Annotated in this window: 24 protein-coding genes and 1 pseudogene; 17 read left to right on the forward strand and 8 right to left on the reverse strand. The window is 65.5% G+C overall.

Going from position 1 to position 19,326, the window contains the following annotated elements:
- The 3 genes from AC13CR_RS04720 to AC13CR_RS04730 all read left to right on the forward strand — a co-directional run.
- Positions 1-125, forward strand: a 125-nt coding sequence (locus tag AC13CR_RS04720) for a phosphate acyltransferase (protein ID WP_446233629.1), incomplete at its 5' end; no start/stop codon positions are given.
- A gap of 118 nt (positions 126-243) precedes the next feature.
- Positions 244-1,515, forward strand: a complete 1,272-nt coding sequence (locus AC13CR_RS04725) for an NAD(P)/FAD-dependent oxidoreductase (RefSeq protein WP_446236348.1) — start codon at positions 244-246, stop codon at positions 1,513-1,515.
- 86 nt (positions 1,516-1,601) lie between these two features.
- A complete protein-coding gene (locus AC13CR_RS04730) occupies positions 1,602-2,771 on the forward strand; it encodes a nucleotide sugar dehydrogenase (protein ID WP_292957963.1) in 1,170 nt (389 codons plus the stop codon).
- A gap of 7 nt (positions 2,772-2,778) precedes the next feature.
- Here AC13CR_RS04730 and AC13CR_RS04735 read toward each other — a convergent pair whose 3' ends face one another.
- The 5 genes from AC13CR_RS04735 to AC13CR_RS04755 form a co-directional block, all read right to left on the reverse strand.
- A complete protein-coding gene (locus AC13CR_RS04735) occupies positions 2,779-4,116 on the reverse strand; it encodes an NAD(P)/FAD-dependent oxidoreductase (RefSeq protein WP_292957961.1) in 1,338 nt (445 codons plus the stop codon).
- Positions 4,113-4,931: an ABC transporter permease gene (locus AC13CR_RS04740; RefSeq protein WP_292957959.1), complete on the reverse strand. Its 819-nt coding sequence runs from the start codon at positions 4,929-4,931 to the stop codon at positions 4,113-4,115. Before AC13CR_RS04740 ends, AC13CR_RS04735 begins: the two co-directional genes overlap by 4 nt.
- Positions 4,928-5,818: an ABC transporter permease subunit gene (locus tag AC13CR_RS04745; protein ID WP_292957979.1), complete on the reverse strand. Its 891-nt coding sequence runs from the start codon at positions 5,816-5,818 to the stop codon at positions 4,928-4,930. Before AC13CR_RS04745 ends, AC13CR_RS04740 begins: the two co-directional genes overlap by 4 nt.
- A gap of 16 nt (positions 5,819-5,834) precedes the next feature.
- Positions 5,835-6,971 (reverse strand): ABC transporter ATP-binding protein, encoded by a 1,137-nt coding sequence (locus AC13CR_RS04750; protein WP_446233627.1) that lies wholly within the window; start codon positions 6,969-6,971, stop codon positions 5,835-5,837.
- Positions 6,972-7,041: 70 nt separating this feature from the next.
- Positions 7,042-8,124 (reverse strand): polyamine ABC transporter substrate-binding protein, encoded by a 1,083-nt coding sequence (locus AC13CR_RS04755; RefSeq protein WP_292957955.1) that lies wholly within the window; start codon positions 8,122-8,124, stop codon positions 7,042-7,044.
- A gap of 152 nt (positions 8,125-8,276) precedes the next feature.
- Between AC13CR_RS04755 and AC13CR_RS04760 the strand changes: the two genes are divergently transcribed.
- From AC13CR_RS04760 to AC13CR_RS04805, 10 genes are all read left to right on the forward strand, one after another.
- Positions 8,277-8,933, forward strand: coding sequence for a GntR family transcriptional regulator (locus AC13CR_RS04760; protein WP_292957953.1), 657 nt, complete (start codon positions 8,277-8,279; stop codon positions 8,931-8,933).
- Between the two features lie 96 nt (positions 8,934-9,029).
- Positions 9,030-10,427, forward strand: a complete 1,398-nt coding sequence (locus tag AC13CR_RS04765) for an aspartate aminotransferase family protein (RefSeq protein ID WP_292957977.1) — start codon at positions 9,030-9,032, stop codon at positions 10,425-10,427.
- Between the two features lie 194 nt (positions 10,428-10,621).
- Complete coding sequence (locus AC13CR_RS04770; RefSeq protein WP_446233628.1) at positions 10,622-11,236, forward strand: ribonuclease D; 615 nt, start codon at positions 10,622-10,624, stop codon at positions 11,234-11,236.
- A 77-nt stretch (positions 11,237-11,313) separates the two neighbouring features.
- On the forward strand, positions 11,314-12,258 hold the full coding sequence (locus AC13CR_RS04775) for a KpsF/GutQ family sugar-phosphate isomerase (RefSeq protein WP_292957949.1): 945 nt from the start codon (positions 11,314-11,316) through the stop codon (positions 12,256-12,258).
- 4 nt (positions 12,259-12,262) lie between these two features.
- Positions 12,263-12,841, forward strand: coding sequence for a hypothetical protein (locus AC13CR_RS04780; RefSeq protein ID WP_292957947.1), 579 nt, complete (start codon positions 12,263-12,265; stop codon positions 12,839-12,841).
- A 22-nt stretch (positions 12,842-12,863) separates the two neighbouring features.
- Positions 12,864-13,340 (forward strand): lipopolysaccharide transport periplasmic protein LptA, encoded by a 477-nt coding sequence (gene lptA, locus AC13CR_RS04785; protein ID WP_292957945.1) that lies wholly within the window; start codon positions 12,864-12,866, stop codon positions 13,338-13,340.
- Positions 13,340-14,089: an LPS export ABC transporter ATP-binding protein gene (gene lptB / locus AC13CR_RS04790; protein ID WP_292957943.1), complete on the forward strand. Its 750-nt coding sequence runs from the start codon at positions 13,340-13,342 to the stop codon at positions 14,087-14,089. Before lptA ends, lptB begins: the two co-directional genes overlap by 1 nt.
- A 287-nt stretch (positions 14,090-14,376) precedes the next feature.
- A complete protein-coding gene (hpf, locus tag AC13CR_RS04795) occupies positions 14,377-14,952 on the forward strand; it encodes a ribosome hibernation-promoting factor, HPF/YfiA family (RefSeq protein WP_292957941.1) in 576 nt (191 codons plus the stop codon).
- 85 nt (positions 14,953-15,037) lie between these two features.
- Positions 15,038-15,502 (forward strand): PTS sugar transporter subunit IIA, encoded by a 465-nt coding sequence (locus AC13CR_RS04800; RefSeq protein ID WP_292957939.1) that lies wholly within the window; start codon positions 15,038-15,040, stop codon positions 15,500-15,502.
- Between the two features lie 64 nt (positions 15,503-15,566).
- Complete coding sequence (locus AC13CR_RS04805) at positions 15,567-15,755, forward strand: hypothetical protein (RefSeq protein WP_292957938.1); 189 nt, start codon at positions 15,567-15,569, stop codon at positions 15,753-15,755.
- Positions 15,756-15,764: 9 nt separating this feature from the next.
- On the opposite strand, the gene AC13CR_RS04810 is transcribed toward AC13CR_RS04805, so the two are convergent.
- Entirely contained in the window at positions 15,765-16,019 is a 255-nt protein-coding gene (locus tag AC13CR_RS04810; RefSeq protein ID WP_446232092.1) for a VOC family protein, read from the reverse strand.
- A 7-nt stretch (positions 16,020-16,026) separates the two neighbouring features.
- Positions 16,027-16,092: pseudogene (locus AC13CR_RS04815) on the reverse strand (VOC family protein); the annotation flags it as partial.
- Here AC13CR_RS04815 and AC13CR_RS04820 point away from each other — a divergent pair.
- Positions 16,063-16,200 carry a hypothetical protein gene (locus AC13CR_RS04820; RefSeq protein WP_446232093.1) on the forward strand — a complete coding sequence of 46 codons (138 nt, stop codon included), beginning with the start codon at positions 16,063-16,065 and terminating at the stop codon, positions 16,198-16,200. The pseudogene AC13CR_RS04815 and the gene AC13CR_RS04820 sit on opposite strands and share 30 nt — an antisense overlap.
- Here AC13CR_RS04820 and AC13CR_RS04825 read toward each other — a convergent pair.
- On the reverse strand, positions 16,176-17,045 hold the full coding sequence (locus AC13CR_RS04825) for a branched-chain amino acid aminotransferase (RefSeq protein ID WP_292957936.1): 870 nt from the start codon (positions 17,043-17,045) through the stop codon (positions 16,176-16,178). The two genes, AC13CR_RS04820 and AC13CR_RS04825, sit on opposite strands and share 25 nt — an antisense overlap.
- Before the next feature lie 155 nt (positions 17,046-17,200).
- Here AC13CR_RS04825 and AC13CR_RS04830 point away from each other — a divergent pair, with 155 nt between their 5' ends.
- Genes AC13CR_RS04830 through AC13CR_RS04840 form a run of 3 tightly spaced genes read left to right on the forward strand, consistent with a single transcriptional unit; the run spans position 17,201 to position 19,310 of the window.
- The gene (locus AC13CR_RS04830) at positions 17,201-17,719 is read left to right on the forward strand and encodes a MarR family winged helix-turn-helix transcriptional regulator (protein ID WP_292957934.1); all 519 of its coding nucleotides are present in this window, start codon (positions 17,201-17,203) and stop codon (positions 17,717-17,719) included.
- Between the two features lie 5 nt (positions 17,720-17,724).
- Positions 17,725-18,432 (forward strand): response regulator, encoded by a 708-nt coding sequence (locus tag AC13CR_RS04835; RefSeq protein ID WP_292957932.1) that lies wholly within the window; start codon positions 17,725-17,727, stop codon positions 18,430-18,432.
- Between the two features lie 38 nt (positions 18,433-18,470).
- A complete protein-coding gene (locus AC13CR_RS04840; RefSeq protein ID WP_292957930.1) occupies positions 18,471-19,310 on the forward strand; it encodes a uracil-DNA glycosylase in 840 nt (279 codons plus the stop codon).
- Positions 19,311-19,326 lie beyond the last annotated feature (16 nt).

Below are 19,326 nucleotides of genomic sequence, written 5' to 3' on the forward strand. Positions count from 1 at the left end.
GCCGCTGCCACGCCATCGGCCCCATCCTCCAGGGCCTCGCCAGCCCCGCCAACGACCTCTCCCGGGGGTGCACCCCCGAAGACATCGTCAACGCAGCAATCATAACAAGCCTCACCGCAAAATGATCGCCGAAAACCCGATGTCCGGGCGCGGCTGCCATGCCGGGATCGCGAACGGGTTTTGACAGCGCCGGAGGTTCCGGCGAATGTCGCATTCGTGACGCGGCAGGGGGCAGGACCCGGAATGCAGGCAGACAATGAGGATCCGATCTCCTTGTGGGATCGTACCGCGCCGGCGGATGCGATTGCGGGGGGCATGGCGGCCTCGGCCGATCTGGCCATCGTCGGTGCCGGTTTCACCGGGCTTTCGGCGGCCCTGCACGCAGCCGAGCAGGGGCTGAGCGTGCAGGTGATCGAGGCGCGGCGGATCGGTCATGGCGGTTCGGGGCGCAATGTCGGGCTGGTCAATGCCGGCCTGTGGCTGCCCCCGGATCAGGTTCGCGCCGCCCTGGGCGAAGAGGCCGGAAGCCGCTTGATCGCCGGTCTGGGGGACGCGCCCGATCTGGTCTTTTCGCTGATCGAACGTCACGGCATCGCCTGCGATGCGTCCCGAAACGGCACCATCCATGTTGCTCATTCGGCAGCCGGGCTGGCCGATCTGCGCGACCGCGCATGGCAATGGCAGCGTTTGGGCGCACCCGTCGAACTGCTGTCGGCCGCCGAGGCCGCGCGGCGGACCGGGACCCGCGCCTTTCACGGCGGATTGCTGGATCGCCGCGCCGGCACGATCAACCCGATGGGCTATGCGCGCGGTCTGGCGCGCGCCGCGCGCGCGGCCGGGGCGCGGATCGTGGAAAACGTCCGCGTAACGAAGCTGACGCGCGAGGGTCCGGCCTGGCGCTTGCGCAGCGATGCGGGCGAGATCAGGGCGGATTCGGTGATCCTGGCCACCAACGCCTACAGCGACGGCCTGTGGCCGGGACTGGCGCGAAGCTTCATCCCGATCCGGTTCTTTCAGCTTGCGACGGCGCCGCTGGGGGATCGGGCCCGTTCGATCCTGCCCGGCGGTGAGGGCGTGTGGGATACGGCGCGCGTCATGTTCTCGTTGCGGCGCGACGTGGCGGGGCGGCTGATCCTGGGGTCCATGGGATCGCTGATTGGCGGCGATGCGGGCCTGTCGCGGCGATGGGCGGCCCGGCGGCTGCGGGTCCTGTTTCCCGATCTGGGTCCGGTCGAATTCGAGGCGGGCTGGGACGGACGCATCGCCATGACCGGCGATCATCTGCCGCGCATCCTTTGCCCGGCCGAGGGGCTGTTCATTCCGATCGGCTATAACGGGCGAGGCATCGGTCCGGGCACGCATGTCGGACGCGGACTGGCCCGGCATCTGGCGGGCGGGGCGTTGTCGGATCTGCCTCTGGCGCCATCCGCGATGCCGGTGGCCCGGGGCGGCAGGGCGGTGGCGCGGTTCTGCGATGCGGCCTTTGCGGCTCATCAATTGTGGCGATCGCTGTGACCGGCGGGGCCGGGGCACGGGATGATGGACGCCGGGCGCGGGCTGACCTATGACGGATCGCGAAGTGTTGATAAGGGGTGGACGTGATGAAGATTGCCGTGGCCGGACTGGGATATGTCGGATTGTCGAACGCGGTTCTGCTGGCCCAGCGTCATCAGGTGGTGGCGCTGGACATCGATGCCGAGCGCGTCGCGTCGGTGCAGGCGCGGGTTTCGCCCATCGAGGATGACGAGATCGCGGAATTCTTCGCCGGCCGGGCGCTGAACCTGACGGCGACGACCGATCCGCGCGAAGCGATGTCCGGGGCCGATTACGTGATCGTGGCGACGCCCACCAATTACGATCCCCGCAGCAATTACTTCGACACGTCCTCGGTCGAACAGGTCGTGGCCATGGCGTGCGAGATGGCGCCCGATGCGACCATCGTCATCAAATCGACGATTCCCGTGGGCTTTACCCGCAGCATCCGCGACAGGTCGGGTTGCGAGCGGATTCTGTTCTCGCCGGAATTCCTGCGCGAGGGCAAGGCACTTTACGACAATCTCCATCCCAGCCGGATCGTGGTCGGCGACAGGACGGCGGCGGCGCGCCGTTTCGCCGACATGCTGGTGGCGGCGGCCGAGGACCGCGATGTGCCGGTCCTGCTGACCGATTCGACCGAGGCCGAGGCGATCAAGCTGTTCGCCAATACCTTCCTTGCCATGCGGGTCGCGTTCTTCAACGAACTGGACAGCTATGCGCTGAGCCACGATCTGGATCCGCGCGCGATCATCGAGGGGGTGTCGCTGGATCCACGGGTGGGCGATTACTACAACAACCCGTCCTTCGGCTATGGCGGTTATTGTCTGCCAAAGGATACCAAGCAGTTGCTGGCGAATTATGACAGCGTGCCGCAGAACCTGATCGCGGCCATCGTGGAATCGAACCGGACGCGCAAGGACTTCATCTCGGATCAGGTCCTGTCGCGGCGGCCCAAGGTCGTGGGGATCTACCGGCTGGTGATGAAGGAAGGCTCGGACAATTTCCGCGACAGCGCGATTCAGGGCATCATGAAGCGGATCAAGGCCAAGGGTGTCGAATGTATCGTCTACGAGCCGGCGCTGGATGCCGAACAATTCTTCAACTCGGCCGTGATCCGCGATCTGGAGGCATTCAAGGCCAAGGCCGACCTGATCATCGCCAATCGCCGCCATGACGATCTGGACGATGTGGCCGGCAGGGTCTTTACCCGCGATCTGCTGAGACGCGATACCTGAAACGATTTCAGCGGTCGCGCCAAGCATACCACGCATAGGCCGCGCGCAGCAGGTGGCGGCGCAGGCCGCCACCCTCGAACCGGGGCGGAGGACGGGCGAAAAAGCCGGGCAGATCCGCGGTCTGGTCCATCGCCAGCCGGGCCATCTGCTGCCCGGCGAAGCTGCCCATCGCGACGCCGTTGCCGTGATAGCCGAAGGCCGCAAAGGCGCCCGGCCAGGTGTCGATGGGGCCGGTGAAGGGCACCAGGCTGCGGGTCAGGCAGGCGAGGCCGGACCAGAAATGCGTCATCCCGACCTGACGCCAGGCCGGGAACATGGCCTGGAAATCCGCGATGATCCGGTGGCGGATGGCGCGATGGGTGCGGGGCGTCCAGGCAATGCCGCCGCGCATCCCGAACAGGAACCGGCGGTCGGGCAGCAGGCGGAAGTAATGCAGCAGGCTGCGGCTGTCGAAGGCCATCAGATCGGTGCTCCAGCCCTGCGCGGCGATCTGGGCATCGGTCAGCGGCCGCGTCACGATCACCGAGGACTGCACCGGCAGATAGCGGCCGCGCATCCAGTCCGGCAGGTCTTCCGCGGAATAGCCGTTCGTGGCCAGCAGCAGCCGGCGCGCGCGCAGGTGTCCGTATGGCGTGGCCAGCACATAACTGTCCCGCCGCCGCGCGATCCGCAGAACCGGGCTGTCGGCGTGAAGGCGCGCGCCGTGATCCTGCGCGGCATGGGCCAGGCCCAGCACATATTTCCGCGGGTTCAGCGCAAAGCCCAGGGGCAGCACCAAACCGCCGTGAAAGCCCGTGCCCGCGGCGCCCTCGGCGGGCAGATCGGCGGCGGGGATCAGGCGCGGCGTGATGCCATAATCGCGCGCGGCCAGCCCGGCCTCTTGCTGAAACGCGGCCCAGTCGCGCGGGCGATGCGCCAGTTGCAACTCGCCACCCCGCGAATGGGTGTCGGCGTCGATGCGGTGATCGTCCAGAACGGCGCGGACATGGGCGATGGCGGCCATCTCGGTGGTGCGATAACGGCGGTGCTCGGCCTCGCCATAGCGGCGGATCATCGCGTCACGGCCCAGCTTTGCGCCGCCGAGGCAGCAGAAGCCGCCATTGCGGCCCGAGGCGCCCCAGCCGGGCCGGTGCCGGTCCAGCACCGCCACATCCTGCCCCGACCGGGCCAGTTCCAGCGCCGCCGACAGCCCGGTGACGCCTGCCCCGATCACCGCGAAATCGGCCTGGGCCTCGCCGTGCAGGGCCGGATAGGTGCACGGATCATCCTGCGTGCCGGGCCAGAAACAGCCGTCCAGGGCGGCCGCGCCGTAGGCTGCGGGTTCATAGAGGCGCGACCGACTCATGCACGCACGCCGGCCAGTTCCTCTTGCCGCTGACGGATGATGGCGCGCTTTGACACCAGCGAGGCCGAGACGACGCCCACGGCCACGATGGAGATCATGATCGTGGACAGGGCGTTGATTTCGGGGCTGACGCCAAGGCGGACCGAGGAAAAGATGCGGATCGGCAGCGTGGTCGAGGACGGGCCGGCGGTGAACGAGGCGATCACCAGATCGTCCAGCGACAGGGTGAAGGCCAGAAGCCAGCCCGAGATCACCGCCGGCGTGATGATCGGCAGCGTCACCGACCGGAAGGCGTCGAAGGGCGTGCAGCCCAGATCCAGCGCGGCCTCTTCCAGCGAACGGTCGAAGGTCATCAGCCGCGACGAGACGACGACCGAGACATAGCACATGGAAAACGTCGTATGCGCCAGGACGATGGTGAAGATGCCGCGGTCAAGGTTGATGGCGATGAACAGCAGCAGCAGCGAAAGGCCGGTGATCACGTCGGGCATGACCAGTGGCGCGTAGATCATGCCGGAAAACAGCGTCCGCCCCGGAAAGCGCCCCGCCCGGACCAGCACATAGGCCGCCATCGTGCCCAGAACCGTCGCCAGCGTCGACGAGAAGAAGGCGACCCGCAGCGTCACCCAAGCCGCGTCCAGGAACTGCTGGTTGCCCATCAGAGAGACATACCACTGCGTCGAGAAGCCCGCCCAGACCGTGACCAGCTTCGAGGCGTTGAAGCTGTAGATGATCAGGATCAGCATCGGCAGATACAGGAAGGCGAAGCCCAGGCTCAGCGTGGTGACGTTGAACCAGCTCAGGCGGCGATTCATTGGCTGGCCTCCTGCTGGCGTTGTTGGTTGCGCTGGAACAGCACGATGGGAACGATCAGCAGAATCAGCAGGACCACCGCGACCGCAGAGGCCACCGGCCAGTCGCGGTTCGAGAAGAATTCCTCCCACAGGACCTTGCCGATCATCAGCGTGCGCGATCCGCCCAGCAGCGAGGGAATCACGAATTCGCCTATGACCGGGATGAAGACCAGAAAACAGCCCGCGATGATGCCCGGCCGCGACAGCGGCAGCGTCACCAGCCAGAAGGCCGACAGCCGCGAACAGCCCAGATCCTCGGCCGCCTCGATCAGGGCGCCGTCCATCTTTTCCAGCGTGGCGTAGATCGGCAGGATCATGAAGGGCAGGTAGGTATAGACGATGCCTATATAGACGGCCGTCGTCGTGTTCATGATCTGGAGCGGCATGTCGATGATGCCGGTCCAGAGCAGGAACTGGTTCAGGAACCCCTCATTCGCAAGGATCCCGATCCACGCATAGACCCGGATCAGGAACGAGGTCCAGAAGGGCAGGATCACCAGCATCATCAGCGTGGGCCGCCATTCGTCGGGACTTTGCGCCATGCCGTAGGCGACGGGATAGCCGACCAGCAGCGTGATGAAGGTCGAGACGGCCGCGATCTGCAAGCTGGACAGATAGGACCGCCAATACAATTCGTCCTGGGTCAGCCAGATGAAATTCTCGAAATCGAGCTGGCCGAAGAATTCCTTGATCGACGCCCAGCCGCCCGACAGATCCAGCGTCGGCGTGTAGGGCGGAATCGCCACCGCCGTATCCGAAAGCGAGATTTTCAGCACGATCAGGAATGGCACCAGGAACAGCCCCAGCAGCCACAGATAGGGAATCGCGATCAGCAACAGGCGGCGCAGGTTCATGACTGCCTCCCTATTCGGTCAGGACGACGCCGGCGGTCTCGGTCCAGGACAGCCAGACCTCGTCGTCCCAGGTAAAGTCGCGACGCGCCAGGCGTCGCGCATTGGTCATCTGGGCCGAGAATTTCTGCCCCTCCGGCAATTCCAGGTGATAGGTCGAGACATTGCCGAGATAGCCTATATCGACGATCCTGCCGCGAACCTGATTGGTGCGGTCGGGATCGGGTTCGGTTCCCACGACGATCTTTTCCGGCCGGATCGCGAAGGAGACGCGCTGTCCGTCCGGGATGTGGTCGGCTGCGGCGATGATCGGCTGCGCGCCTTCGGCGTAGTGGATCGACACCCGGCCCTCGCCGGCAGGCGAGGCATTGCCCTCGATGATGTTCACATCGCCGATGAAATCCGCGACATAGACGCTGTTCGGGTTCTCGTAGATGCCGGCGGGCGTGTCCACCTGGACGATGCGCCCGTGATCCATGACCGCGACGCGGCTGGCGACCGTCATCGCCTCTTCCTGATCGTGGGTGACGATGACGAAGGTCGTGCCGGTCTTTTCCTGAATGTCCATCAGCTCGAACTGCGTATCTTCGCGCAGCTTGCGGTCCAGGGCGCCCAGCGGTTCGTCCAGCAGCAACAGCTTGGGCGCCTTGGCCAGCGACCGGGCCAGCGCCACCCGCTGCCGCTGTCCGCCGGAAATCTGGTGCGGCTTGCGTCTGGCGAATTTCTCGAGCCGGGTCAGGCGCAGCATCTCGGTCACGCGCGCGGTAATCTCGTCCCGCGACATCTTCGATCGTTTCAGCCCGAAGGCGATGTTGTCCTCGACCGTCAGATGGGGAAACAGCGCATAGCTTTGGAACATCATGTTCACCGGCCGCTTGTTGGGCGGGATCGGCCCGACATCGACATCATCGACGGTGATCTTGCCTTCGCTGGGCGTCTCGAACCCTGCCAGCATCCGCATCAGCGTGGTCTTGCCGCAGCCCGAGGGGCCGAGAAGGGCGAAGAATTCCTTGCGGTAGATGTCCAGATCCAGGCTGTCGATGGCGGTGAAGGTCCCGAACCGCTTGGTGACGTTGCGGAACCGGATCAGCGGCACCACGTTCGGATCGTCCCAGGGGGCGAAGACATTCTGCGGCTTGGACTGCGCCATCGAAACCTCTGACGGATGAGCGGCAAGGAATGCGCCGCGCCCGAACAGGGCGCGGCGGCGGCGTTCCGGATCAGGTGCCGGACTTGATCTTGGTCCAGAGCCGGGTGACGATCCGCTGCACCTTGGGGTCGTAGGGCGTGAAGGTGTAGAGGTTCTTCATCGTCTCGGCCGAAGGATAGATCGCCGGATCGCCGATCACGTCCTCGTTCAGGTATTGCTGCGACGCCTTGTTGCCGTTGGCGTAATAGACATAGTTCGACGCGGCCGCCATGTTCTGCGGATCCATCATGAAATTCAGAAACTTGAGCGCGCCGTCGGGATTGGGTGCATCGGCCGGGATGGCCATCTGGTCAAACCACATCAGCGCGCCTTCCTTGGGCGCGTTATAGGCGATCGTGATGCCGTTGTCGGCCTCGGCGGCGCGGTCGCGGGCCTGCAGGATGTCGCCCGACCAGCCGAAGGCCACGCAGATGTCGCCATTGGCCAGCGCGTTGATGTATTCCGAACTGTGGAACTTCGAGATATAGGGTCTGACCGGCATCAGCACCCCCTCGACCTTGGCGATCACGTCGGGATCCTTGCTGTCGGGATCCTCGCCTAGGAACTTCAGCGCCGCAGGGATCACCTCGGTCGGCGCGTCCAGAAACATGACGCCGCAGGAGGCCAGCTTCTCCATGTTCTCGGGCTTGAAGATCAGATCCAGGCTGTCGATCGGCGCATCCTCGCCCAGGGCCTGCCTGACCTTCTCGACATTCACGCCAAGCCCGGTCGTGCCCCACATGTAATTGATCGAATATTCGTTGCCGGGATCATATTTGGCCGTGCGTTCCTTGATCACGTCCCACAGGTTCACCGCGTTGGGCAGCTTGTCGTAATCCAGCTTCTGGAAAACGCCCGCCTGGATCTGGCGCTGAAGAAAGGATCCGGTCGGCACGACCACGTCATAGCCCGACGATCCCGCCAGCATCTTGGTTTCCAGCACCTCGTTGCTGTCGAAGACGTCGTAGATCAGATCGATTCCGGTTTCGTCCTCGAATTTCGCCAGCAGCGATTCGTCGATATAGTCGGACCAGTTGTAGACGCGGACCTCCTCGGCCTGCGCGGCGGTCCCGGCGGCGATAAGGGCGGCCAGCGGCATCCATGCCTTTTTCATTGCGAAACTCCCCTGTTGGTGGTTCTCATTGTCTTTCGCAGCCCAATTTGATCAAAAGCGAATGGGCGTCGCAACATGATAATCGGGACAGGTGGCGGCGATCCTGTCAAGACCAAGTCACCGGCCCGTTCGAAAAGAGGAATGCCCGGAATTTGAACAATCCCGAACCGAAGCCTCCGGAACATGTCCGCGTCCACCACCGCCTGCGCGAGATGATCCTGTCGGGCGACCTGGCGCCGGGCCAGCCGGTCACGATCCAGGGGCTGGTGGCGATGCTGGGCGCCGGCATGACCCCCGTGCGCGAGGCGATCCGGCGGCTGATCGCCGAGGGCGCCTTGCAATTTCAGGGCAACCGGCGGGTTTCGGTGCCGATCCTGTCCGAGGCCCAGATCGACGAATTGCTGTTCGCCCGCCTCGCCCTGGAACCCGAACTGGTGCGCCGCGCCGCGCCGCTGCTGACCACTGCCCAGATCGCCGGTCTGAACCGGATCGACGATGTTCTGAACCAGGCCATCGCCGGCGGCGACATCACCGGCTACATGATGCAGAACCACCGCTTTCACATGACGCTTTACGCCGCCTCGGCCTCGCAGGTCCTGCTGCCGCTGGTCGAGGCCCTGTGGCTGCGCGCCGCGCCATCGCTGCGGGTCATGTGCGGCCGATTCGGCACCCGCAACCTGCCCGATCTGCACCAGCAGGCGCTGGCTGCGCTGGCGCGCGGAGACGGGACGGCCGCCGGCGTGGCCATCGCCGGCGACATCAGGCAGGGGATGGAGAACGTTCGCGCCATCCTGCGCGAAAAGATTTGATCAAATCGGGTTGACGCCATTCGGCGAAGCTCTATCTTGTCCGCAAAGGGTCGCCATGCGCGGCCATTTTTTCGTTCCGATCCGCGTGCGAGGAGCCTGACGATGATCCAGAACCACCTGCCCACGGCCGAATTGCAGGCCATCGACGCGGCCCATCACATGCATCCCTTCACCGCCGGCGCGGAGCTGAGCGCGAAGGGCGCGCGCGTCATTACCCGCGCCGAGGGCGTGTTCCTGACAGACAGCGACGGGAACGAGATCCTGGACGGCATGGCCGGCCTGTGGTGCGTCAATATCGGCTATGGGCGCGAGGAATTGGTGCAGGCCGCCGCCGAACAGATGCGCCAGCTGCCGTTCTACAACACCTTCTTCCAGACGACCCACATTCCGGCGCTGAGCCTTGCCAAACGCCTGGCCGAGCTTGCGCCCGGCGATCTGAACCACGTCTTCTTCAACGGTTCGGGATCGGATTCCAACGACACCAACCTGCGGATCGTGCGGCACTTCTGGGCCGCGCAGGGCCAGCCCGAAAAGCAGGTCGTGATCTCGCGATGGAACGGCTATCACGGGTCCACCATGGGCGCGGCCAGCCTGGGCGGGATGAAGGGGATGCACGCGCAGGGCGGCCTGCCGATCCCCGGCATCGTCCATATAGACCAGCCGGACTGGTGGTCGGAAGGCGGCGACATGACGCCCGAGGAATTCGGCCTCGAACGCGCCCGCCAGCTTGAGGCGAAGATCGAGGAAATCGGCCCCGACAAGGTCGCGGCCTTCATCGCCGAGCCGGTGCAGGGTGCGGGCGGCGTGATCGTGCCGCCCGAAACCTACTGGCCCGAGATCAACCGCATCCTTGCCAAATACGACATCCTGCTGATCGCGGACGAGGTAATCTGCGGCTTCGGGCGGACCGGCAACTGGTTCGGCTCGCAGACGATGGGGATGACACCCGACATCATGACCATCGCAAAGGGCCTGACCTCGGGCTATGCGCCAATGGGCGGATCCATCCTGTCGGACCGGGTGGCGAAGGTCATCAACGAGACGGGTGAATTCGCCCATGGCTATACCTATTCCGCCCATCCCGTCGCCGCCGCCGTGGCGCTGGAAAACCTGCGCATCCTGGACGAGGATGGCATTGTCGATCGCGTGGCCAAGGTGACGGCGCCTTATCTGAAGGCCAGGTGGGAAAGCCTGACGGATCACCCGATGGTGGGCGAGGCCAAGATCGTCGGCATGATGGGGTCAATCGCGCTGACGCCGGACAAGGACAGCCGGGCGCGCTTTGCCGCGGATGCGGGGACCGTGGGGCTGATCTGCCGCGAACGCTGTTTCGCCAATAATCTGGTCATGCGCCATGTCGGCGACAGGATGATCATCTCGCCGCCGCTGGTCATCAGCGAATCCGAGATCGACCTGCTGATCGAACGGGCGCGAACCTCGATCGACCAGGCCTGCCAGCTGGTCCGGGAACAGGGGCTGTGGCAGGCCGCATGATCGGGCGCCTGCCGCGCCGAAGCCCGGCCCGCCTGCGGACCCTTGCGCCGTGGCGTGGGCGTGAGGATCGGTTCGACGCCGATGCCGTGCGACGCACCGTCATCTTCCTCGCGGGGCGCGGCGATTCTTCTGGAATGCCGCGACGGTTTCTGGTCAGAGAGGCGCAAAACCGGAACCCAAGCAGAAAAAGGCCGATGAGCATCCATCTTTATCCGAACGACCTGCCCGACGACGTGAACCTTGGCCCCGTTGTGGCCATCGACACCGAAACGATGGGGCTGGATCCTCGCCGCGACCGGTTGTGTCTGGTGCAGATGTCGGCGGGCGACGGCGATGCCCATCTTGTCCAGATCGAGCGCGGTCAGACCGAGGCTCCCAACCTGTGCCGGATCCTGACCGATCCCAAGGTGGTGAAGCTGTTCCATTTCGGCCGTTTCGACATCGCGGCGCTGGAAAACGCTTTCGGCGTCGTGACCTCGCCGGTCTGGTGCACCAAGATCGCCTCGAAGCTGGTGCGCACCTTCACCGACCGGCACGGGCTGAAATACCTGTTGAACGAACTGGCGGATGTCGATGTCAGCAAGCAGCAGCAGACCAGCGACTGGGGGCAGCCGGATCTGACGGACGCGCAACTGGAATACGCGGCCTCCGACGTCCTGCACCTGCACAAGCTGAAGGCCGCGCTTGAGGAACGGCTGAAGCGCGAGAACCGGATGGGGCTTGCGCAGGCCTGTTTCGATTTCCTGCCCGCCCGCGCCCATCTGGATCTGCTGGGCTGGGGGGATGAAAAGGACATCTTCAAGCACTAGATGGAAGACGACGGCCGGGGGCGCTTTCCCCCCGGACCCCCAACAGAGACGTGGCGACCAGAGCAGGGGTCAGGGGTTTGGCAGATTACATCGAGACCGCGCGGCGCGTGATCCGCACCGAGATCGCCGGGCTGGAGCGGCTGGCCGACGGACTTGGCGACAGTTTCCAGCGTGCAATCGAGGTGATCCTGAGCGCTCGAGGCCGGGTCATCGTCTCGGGCATGGGCAAGTCGGGCCATGTCGCGCGCAAGATCGCGGCGACACTGGCCTCCACCGGCACGCCGGCGCAATTCGTCCATCCGGCCGAGGCCAGTCACGGCGATCTGGGCATGGTGACGCAGGGCGATGCGGCGCTGATTCTGTCCAACAGCGGCGAAACGCCCGAACTGGCCGATCTGGTCGCGCATACCCGGCGGTTCGCCATCCCGCTGATCGCGGTCGCTTCGCGCCCCGAATCGACGCTGTTGCGGCAGGCGGATGTGGCCCTGGTCCTGCCCGCCGCCGAAGAGGCCTGCGGGCGCGGCATCGTGCCCACCACCTCGACCACGATGACGCTGGCCCTGGGCGATGCGCTGGCCGTTGCGCTGATGGAGCATCGTCAGTTCACGGCCGAGCATTTCCGGACCTTTCATCCGGGTGGCAAGCTGGGCGCGCTTTTGTCGAAGGTCGGCGATCTGATGCATTCCGACATGCCCCTGATCGGCGAAAGCGCACCGATGGCGGACGCGCTGCTGGTCATCAGCCAGAAGGGATATGGCGTAACCGGGGTCACGGACGGGTCCGGCGCCCTGGTCGGAATCATCACCGATGGCGACTTGCGGCGCCACATGCAGGGATTGCTGGACTACCGCGCCGACGAGGTGATGACCCGCGATCCGCGCACCATCGCCCCCGACGCCCTGGCCGAGGCGGCCCTGGCCGAGATGCAGGACCGCAAGATCACCTGTCTTTTCGCCGTCCGGGGCGGCAGGCCGGAAGGCATTCTGCATATCCACGACTGCCTGCGCGCCGGACTGGTCTAGGCGGATGGGGCGCACCCGCATCGTCCGCTGGCTGCGCGTGCTTCTGCCACTGGCGGCGCTGGCGATCCTGTCCACGCTGTTCCTGTTCTCGCGCCGACCCGAAGAGGATTCGCGCATTCCCTATGCCCAGCTCGATGCCGAACAGATGGCGCGCGAGCCGCGCCTCGTGGCGCCCGATTATACCGGCGTGACCGATGACGGTGCCGAATTGTCGCTGAGCGCCAGCGAGGCGACGCCGCCAGGCCAAGGGGCCGGCGCCGCGCGCGACGTGCGGCTGGACTGGCGGCGCAAGGACGGCCTGACCGCCGATCTGACCGCGCCCCGGGCCGGGCTTGCCGATGGCCTGATCGGACTGCGCGGCGGCGTGAGGATGACCACCTCGTCGGGCTGGCGGATGGATGCGCCCAGCGTCGATGCCGCGACTGACCGTTCGCTGATTCGCGCGACCGGCGGGGTCGAGGCCGAGGCGCCGTTCGGCAGCATCCGCGCAGACCGCATGGATCTGCAGCCAAAGCGCGAAGACGGGGCGGGCGCAGCGGTCTTGAATTTCTCGGGCTCCGTCCGTTTGATATACCAACCCTGAACCCCGGACGAGGATGCCCGCCATGCTGCGCCCCCTGACCATCGCCCTGACCCTCCTGGCCGCGCCCGCCCTGGCGCAGAACGTGGCCTTCGGCGGCATGACGGCCGACACCTCGGCCCCGGTCGAGGTCGCCGCCGACAATCTTGCCGTCGATCAGGCGGATGGCAGCGCGGTCTTCACCGGCAATGTGGTGATCGGCCAGGGCGAGATGCGGCTGGCCGCCGACAGCGTGACGGTAATCTATGCAGAGGGCGGGCAGAACCGGATCCAGGCGCTGAAGGCCCAGGGGAACGTGACCCTGACCTCGGGCAAGGATGCGGCACAGTCCGAAACGGCCGATTACGACGTTGCCAGTGGCAATATCGCGCTGGCCGGCGCGGTGGTGCTGAAACAGGGCCAGAACGTGCTGACCGGCGACCGCATGATCGTCAACCTTGCCGACGGCACCGCCAGGGTCGATGGCCGGGTGCGATCCGTGCTCCAGCCCGGCGGCAATTGATGGCGCGGGACACTCAGGTCAGGGCAGGCGGGCTGCGGGTCGCGGGGCTGCGCAAATCCTATCGCAACCGGCCGGTGATCCGCGATGTCTCGGTCACGCTGGACCGGGGCGAGGTGGTGGCGCTGCTGGGGCCGAACGGGTCCGGCAAGACGACCTGCTTCTACTGCATCGCGGGGCTGGTCGCGCCGGATGCCGGGCAGGTCATGATCGACGGCCGCGACGCAACCGCGCTGCCGATGTTCCGCCGTGCACGGATGGGCATCGGCTATCTGCCACAGGAAATGTCGATCTTTCGGGGCCTGACGGTCGAGCAGAACATCATGGCCGTGCTGGAGGTGACGCTGGACGATCCGCGCCACCGCCGCGACCGGCTGGAGGAGTTGCTGGGGGATTTCTCGATCGGTCATCTGCGCGGCGCGCCGGCCCTGGCCCTGTCGGGGGGCGAGCGGCGGCGATGCGAGATCGCGCGCTGTCTGGCCTCGGATCCCGGCTATCTGCTGCTGGACGAGCCCTTTGCGGGCGTCGATCCGATCGCGGTGGGCGAGATTCGCGGGCTGGTCCATGATCTGAAATCGCGCGGCATCGGGGTGCTGATCACCGATCACAACGTTCGCGAGACGCTGGGCATCGTGGATCGCGCCTATATCCTGCATGACGGCAACGTGCTGATGTCCGGCTCGACGCAGGAGATCGTTGCCGACGCGCGGGTCCGCAAGGTCTATCTGGGCGACAGCTTCAGCCTGGCCTGATTGCCGTTCCACGGGACGACCTTGAATGCGAAGTGGCGGACCCGCGATCCGGACTGCGCTTGCGCGGCGATTGCGGGCGGCTTTCGCCGCAAGACCCGGCCCCCGACAGCACGCTGCTCACCAGCTCGTGCGGCGCGGGTCGTCGGCGATCCTCCGCCGCCCCGTTGACAGCCAAGCCGCTCTGTCACCAAATGTTCAGGTGGCGGCACGGAATGCCGTCTCAAACCCGGGCCTGGCTTTCTGCGTCGGGCAGGCGTGTCAGACCGGGCAACCGAAGAGGAACGACGATGCGCTATACGATCAGCGGAAAACATATCGATGTGGGCGATGCCCTCAGCACTCATGTCGAGACGGAACTGGGCGAGACGGTGACCAAATATTCGCAGCGGCCCACCGATGCGACCGTCACCTTTTCCCGCGACGCGCATCAGTTCCTGTGCGATAGCGTCGTGCATCTGTCCACCGGCCTGACCGTGCAGGCGCGCGGGGCCGCGGTCGAGATTTATGATGCCTTCGAGGCCTGCCGCGAGAAGATGGACAAGCAGCTTCGCCGCTACAAGCGCCGTCTGAAGGATCATCACAAGGACCGCTCTGATCCGGTTGAATTCGGCCCCGCGGGCATGTATGTGCTGTCCGCCGACGAGGATGTGTGGGAGACGAAGGATAGCGGGCTTCAACCCATCATCATCGCCGAAATGGAGGCGCGTGTGCCCACGCTTTCGGTAGGGGATGCCGTGATGCAGATGGAACTGGCCGGAACGCCGCTGCTGGTGTTTCGCAACGAGAAACACGGCGGCGTCAACGTCGTCCACCGCCGCGACGACGGCAATGTGGGTTGGATCGATCCGCGCGGCAATGGCTGATCGTCGCCCGCGACATGGCTGAACCGACGGACCGCCCCCGGCGTTTTCGCGCGGGGGCGCATCCATTGAGAGAGACGCAAGCATCATGCAACTCAGCGAGATCCTGAAACCCGGCGCCGTTCGTTCTCTTGGGCAGGTCACCTCGAAGAAACGGCTGTTTCAGGAACTGGCCGATCTGGCCAATGCCGAATACAAGCTGAACATCTCGGAGGTTGTGGATGCTCTGCAGGAGCGCGAAAGCCTGGGGCCGACGGGTGTCGGCCATGGCGTCGCGCTGCCCCATGCCCGCCTGCACGGGCTGGACAACGTCGTGGGGCTGTTCCTGCGCCTCGAGAAACCGCTGGATTTCGACGCGGTGGACCGCCAGCCGGTCGATCTGATCTTTGCGCTTCTGGCCCCAGAATCCAGTGGCGTCGATCATCTGAAGGCGCTGGCGCTGGTCTCGCGGACGCTGCGCGACAACGATTTGCGCGCGAAGCTGCGTGCCAACGACGACGCGACCGCCCTGCATGCCGTTCTGTCGGCGGCTCAGGGAATCAAGGCCGCCTGACGGTTCCAATCGGTCTGTTCCGGTCCTATATTGATGGTCCAGAAGGCCAGAGGAGGGCCGGATCATGAACAAGCATGTCAGCGATCAACCCCGCAGCCAGAACGGAACGCGCCTGCGCGAATACGCACGCCAGGAACGCGAGGCCGGCACCCATCCCGCCATCAAGACCCTGCGCGCCCGCCCGAAGATGCGGGGTGACGAGAACCGCAAGACCGCCGAATTCCTGCGGATCGAACGGGATCAAACGGCCTAGCCGCGCAGGTCAGCCGGCCTCTGCGGGGCGCTGGATCAGATCCCGGAGATTGCCGTAGAGGTCGGCGAAAACCGCCGCGATGCCGCAATCCGCCAATCTCGGTTCGCGGATGATCCGGATGCCTGCCCGGCGCAGTCGGGCCAGGTCCGCGCGTAAATCGTCGGTTTCCAGAAAAAGAAAGACACGGCCGCCGGTCTGATCGCCGACGACCGCGTTCTGGGCGTCGCTGGTCGGCGCGCGCCAGCAGCAAGGAAACGCCGCCACCCGACGGTTGCACCAGAACCCATCGCTTGTCCTGTTCCGGCTGATGGACACCTTCAAGCAGCCGGAAACCCAGGACATCGACATGGAACCCGATCGCCTCGTCATGATCGCGCACCACCAGCGCGAGATGGGCGTCGGTGATTCAAGCGCGGAGATTCAAGCGCGGACCAGCGTCTCGTAATCCTCGGCGATCTTGCGCGTGGTTTCGCCAACCTGGAAATGCCAGTCGCCGATCTGGCCGACCGGCGTCACCTCGGCGGCGGTCCCGGTCAGGAAACATTCCTGAAAACCTTCCAGTTCTTCCGGCCTGATCCGGCGCTCGTGAACCGAAACGCCGTTGTCCTTCAGCATCCCGATGATGGTCTGCCGCGTGATCCCGTTCAGGAAGCGGTCGGCCAGCGGCGTGTGCACCTCGCCATCCCTGATGAAGAAGATGTTGGCGCCGGTCGCCTCGGCGACGTAGCCTTCCCAATCCATGAACAGCGCGTCCGAACAGCCCTTGGCCTCGGCCGCGTGTTTGGACATGGTGCAGATCATGTAGAGGCCGGCCGCCTTGGCCGCGGTCGGGATCGTTTCCGGGCTGGGCCGCTTCCACTTGGCCACGTCCAGCTTGGCGCCCTGCCATTTCGCATCGCCGTAATAGCTGCCCCATTCCCAGGCGCAGACGGCCATCCGGACCGGGTTCCGCGCGGCCGAAACGCCCATGTCCGGACCCGACCCGCGCCACATCACCGCGCGCACATAGGCGTTGTCGAACCCGTTGGCCTTCAGCACGGCGTCCTTCGCTGCGTCGATTTCCTCGGCCGTATAGGGCGAGGTCATGTCCACCAGCCGTGCCGATTCGATCAGCCGCAAAGAATGTTCGTGCCCCTTGAAGATCTTGCCGTCATAGCAGCGTTCGCCCTCGAAGACCGAACTGGCGTAATGCAGCGCATGGGTCAGGACATGAACATTCGCGTCGCGCCATTCGACCAATTCGCCATCCATCCAGATCTTGCCGTCGCGATCGTCATATGCCGCCGTCATCATTTCCCTCCATCACGTCCGGAATTTGCGATTCTTGCGCCAGCCGTCCGGAAAGGGCCGTTTTGTTGCGCGAAGCCCTTGACGGCTAGCAATCGAATCTTGGAAAGTCAACAACGCTGCCCTATCAAGACGCAAACCGCCGAAAGGACGATCGAATGGCCGAGAAGCTGCGACTCCAGACCAAGGTCGGGGAAGATCTGCTGTTTCTCACCGATGATCAGTTGCGCAGGGGGATCGAGGCGATGTTCTTCGCCTATCGTGCCTTCACCGCCGATCCCGACCTGATTCTGACCGAACTGGATTACGGCCGCGCCCACCACCGCGCGCTGCATTTCATCAACCGCGATCCGGGCCTGACGGTGACCTCGTTGCTGGCAGTCCTGGGCGTGACCAAGCAATCGCTGAACCGGGTGCTGCGGACGCTGATCGCGGACGGGCTGGTCGAAAGCCGGGTCGGCCGCCGTGATCGGCGCGAACGGCAATTGTTCCTGACCGGCAAGGGAACGGCGCTGGAACGCCGCCTCTCCGAGGCGCAGCGGGTGCGGATGCGGACCGCCTATCGCAATGCCGGACCTCAGGCCGTGGCCGGTTTCCGGCAGGTTCTGGAAGCGATGATGGACCCCGAGACGCGGGCGCAGTATCAGGCGATGAAGGACCTGCCCGAGGACCGCTGAGCCCGATGACCCATCCTGCCGCCCATCTTCTGATCGTCGATGATGACGAACGTATCCGCGCGCTGCTGGGAAAGTTCCTGCGCAAGAACGACTTCATGGTCACGATGGCGCGCGACGCGACGCAGGCGCGGCGGCTGCTGGCGGGGCTGGAATTCGACCTGATCGTGCTGGACGTGATGATGCCCGGCGAGGACGGCATCTCGCTGACCCGCAGCCTGCGCGGTGCACTGGACACGCCGATCCTGCTGCTGACCGCGAGGGGCGAGACCGAGGATCGCATCGCCGGGCTGGAAAGCGGCGCCGACGATTATCTGGCCAAGCCTTTCGAGCCGCGCGAATTGCTGCTGCGCATCGCCGCGATCCTGCGCCGGGTGCCGGCGGCCGAAGCCTCTCAGCCGAAATTCCTGACGCTGGGGATGCTGCGCTACGATACCGACAAGGGTGAATTGTGGCAGGGCGATGCCCCGCTGCGGCTGACCGGAACCGAACAATCCCTGTTGCGCCGGCTGGCGGCGCGGGCCGGCCAGCCGGTCAGCCGGTCGGATCTGATCGAGGATCTGGGGCGCAGCGGCAATGGTGACGAGGCCGAGAACAGCGAACGCGCCATCGATGTCCAGATCACCCGCCTGCGCCGCAAGATCGAGCCCGATCCGAAAGAGCCGCGCTTTCTGCAAACTGTGCGCGGCACCGGCTACATGCTGGTCTGCGACTGACTTGTCCCGCCCGCGCGCGCGGCCTAGCCTGCGCGCGGATGGACGCGAACCCGACATATCACGGAATCGAGCTGGATGCCGAAACCGCGCTGGCGCTGCTGGAATGGCAGGCCGAGATGGGCGTGGACGAGCCGATCCTGGACGCGCCCCTGGACCGGTTCGACCTGGCCGCGCGCCCGAAACCGGCCACGGCCAAGCCACCGCTGCCGCCGCCGCTGCAGGCCCGGGCGCCGGGATCGTCGCCTCCGCAATCGACCGATGACGCCGCCGCCCGTCTGGCCGAGGCCGAGGCGCTGGCTGCAGGGGCCGGGACGCTGGCGGCGCTTGCGGCGGCGCAGGAGGCTTTCGACGGGATCGAATTGAAGAAGGGCGCTCGGAATTTCTGCTTCGCCGACGGCGATCCCGGGGCCCGCGTGATGATTCTGGGCGAGGCGCCGGGCGACGAGGAGGACCGTCAGGGTCGCCCCTTCGTCGGTCGCGCGGGGCAGTTGCTGGACCGGATGTTCGCCGCCATCGGGCTGTCCCGGACGGCGGTCGATGCGGCGCAGGCGCTGTATGTCGTCAACGTGCTGACCTGGCGTCCGCCGGGCAACCGCGACCCCAGCCCCGATGAAATCCTCGTGAGCATGCCTTTCGTGCGGCGTCATGTCGAACTGGCCGCGCCCGATCTGATCGTGCTGATGGGCAACATTCCCTGCCAGGCCGCCCTGGGCCGCCGGGGCATTCTGCGCCTGCGTGGGCAATGGGTTGAGGCTTTCGGCCGCCCCGCGCTGCCGATGACCCATCCGGCCTATCTGCTGCGCAACCCGGCCGCCAAGCGCGAGGCATGGGCGGATCTTCTGTCGCTGTCCGCGACGCTGGAAGGCCTTTCCGTTTAGGTTTCATTTCCGCATC

This window comes from Paracoccus sp. L-17 (assembly GCF_056857655.1).

Coding starts and splice junctions, on each gene's coding strand:
- AC13CR_RS04725 (WP_446236348.1), top strand. CDS start 244: ATGCAGGCAGACAATGAGGATCCGATCTCCTTGTGGGATCGTACCGCG.
- AC13CR_RS04730 (WP_292957963.1), top strand. CDS start 1,602: ATGAAGATTGCCGTGGCCGGACTGGGATATGTCGGATTGTCGAACGCG.
- AC13CR_RS04735 (WP_292957961.1), bottom strand. CDS start 4,116: ATGAGTCGGTCGCGCCTCTATGAACCCGCAGCCTACGGCGCGGCCGCC.
- AC13CR_RS04740 (WP_292957959.1), bottom strand. CDS start 4,931: ATGAATCGCCGCCTGAGCTGGTTCAACGTCACCACGCTGAGCCTGGGC.
- AC13CR_RS04750 (WP_446233627.1), bottom strand. CDS start 6,971: ATGGCGCAGTCCAAGCCGCAGAATGTCTTCGCCCCCTGGGACGATCCG.
- AC13CR_RS04755 (WP_292957955.1), bottom strand. CDS start 8,124: ATGAAAAAGGCATGGATGCCGCTGGCCGCCCTTATCGCCGCCGGGACC.
- AC13CR_RS04770 (WP_446233628.1), top strand. CDS start 10,622: ATGAGCATCCATCTTTATCCGAACGACCTGCCCGACGACGTGAACCTT.
- AC13CR_RS04780 (WP_292957947.1), top strand. CDS start 12,263: ATGGGGCGCACCCGCATCGTCCGCTGGCTGCGCGTGCTTCTGCCACTG.
- lptA (WP_292957945.1), top strand. CDS start 12,864: ATGCTGCGCCCCCTGACCATCGCCCTGACCCTCCTGGCCGCGCCCGCC.
- lptB (WP_292957943.1), top strand. CDS start 13,340: ATGGCGCGGGACACTCAGGTCAGGGCAGGCGGGCTGCGGGTCGCGGGG.
- hpf (WP_292957941.1), top strand. CDS start 14,377: ATGCGCTATACGATCAGCGGAAAACATATCGATGTGGGCGATGCCCTC.
- AC13CR_RS04800 (WP_292957939.1), top strand. CDS start 15,038: ATGCAACTCAGCGAGATCCTGAAACCCGGCGCCGTTCGTTCTCTTGGG.
- AC13CR_RS04805 (WP_292957938.1), top strand. CDS start 15,567: ATGAACAAGCATGTCAGCGATCAACCCCGCAGCCAGAACGGAACGCGC.
- AC13CR_RS04820 (WP_446232093.1), top strand. CDS start 16,063: ATGGACACCTTCAAGCAGCCGGAAACCCAGGACATCGACATGGAACCC.
- AC13CR_RS04825 (WP_292957936.1), bottom strand. CDS start 17,045: ATGACGGCGGCATATGACGATCGCGACGGCAAGATCTGGATGGATGGC.
- AC13CR_RS04830 (WP_292957934.1), top strand. CDS start 17,201: ATGGCCGAGAAGCTGCGACTCCAGACCAAGGTCGGGGAAGATCTGCTG.
- AC13CR_RS04835 (WP_292957932.1), top strand. CDS start 17,725: ATGACCCATCCTGCCGCCCATCTTCTGATCGTCGATGATGACGAACGT.
- AC13CR_RS04840 (WP_292957930.1), top strand. CDS start 18,471: ATGGACGCGAACCCGACATATCACGGAATCGAGCTGGATGCCGAAACC.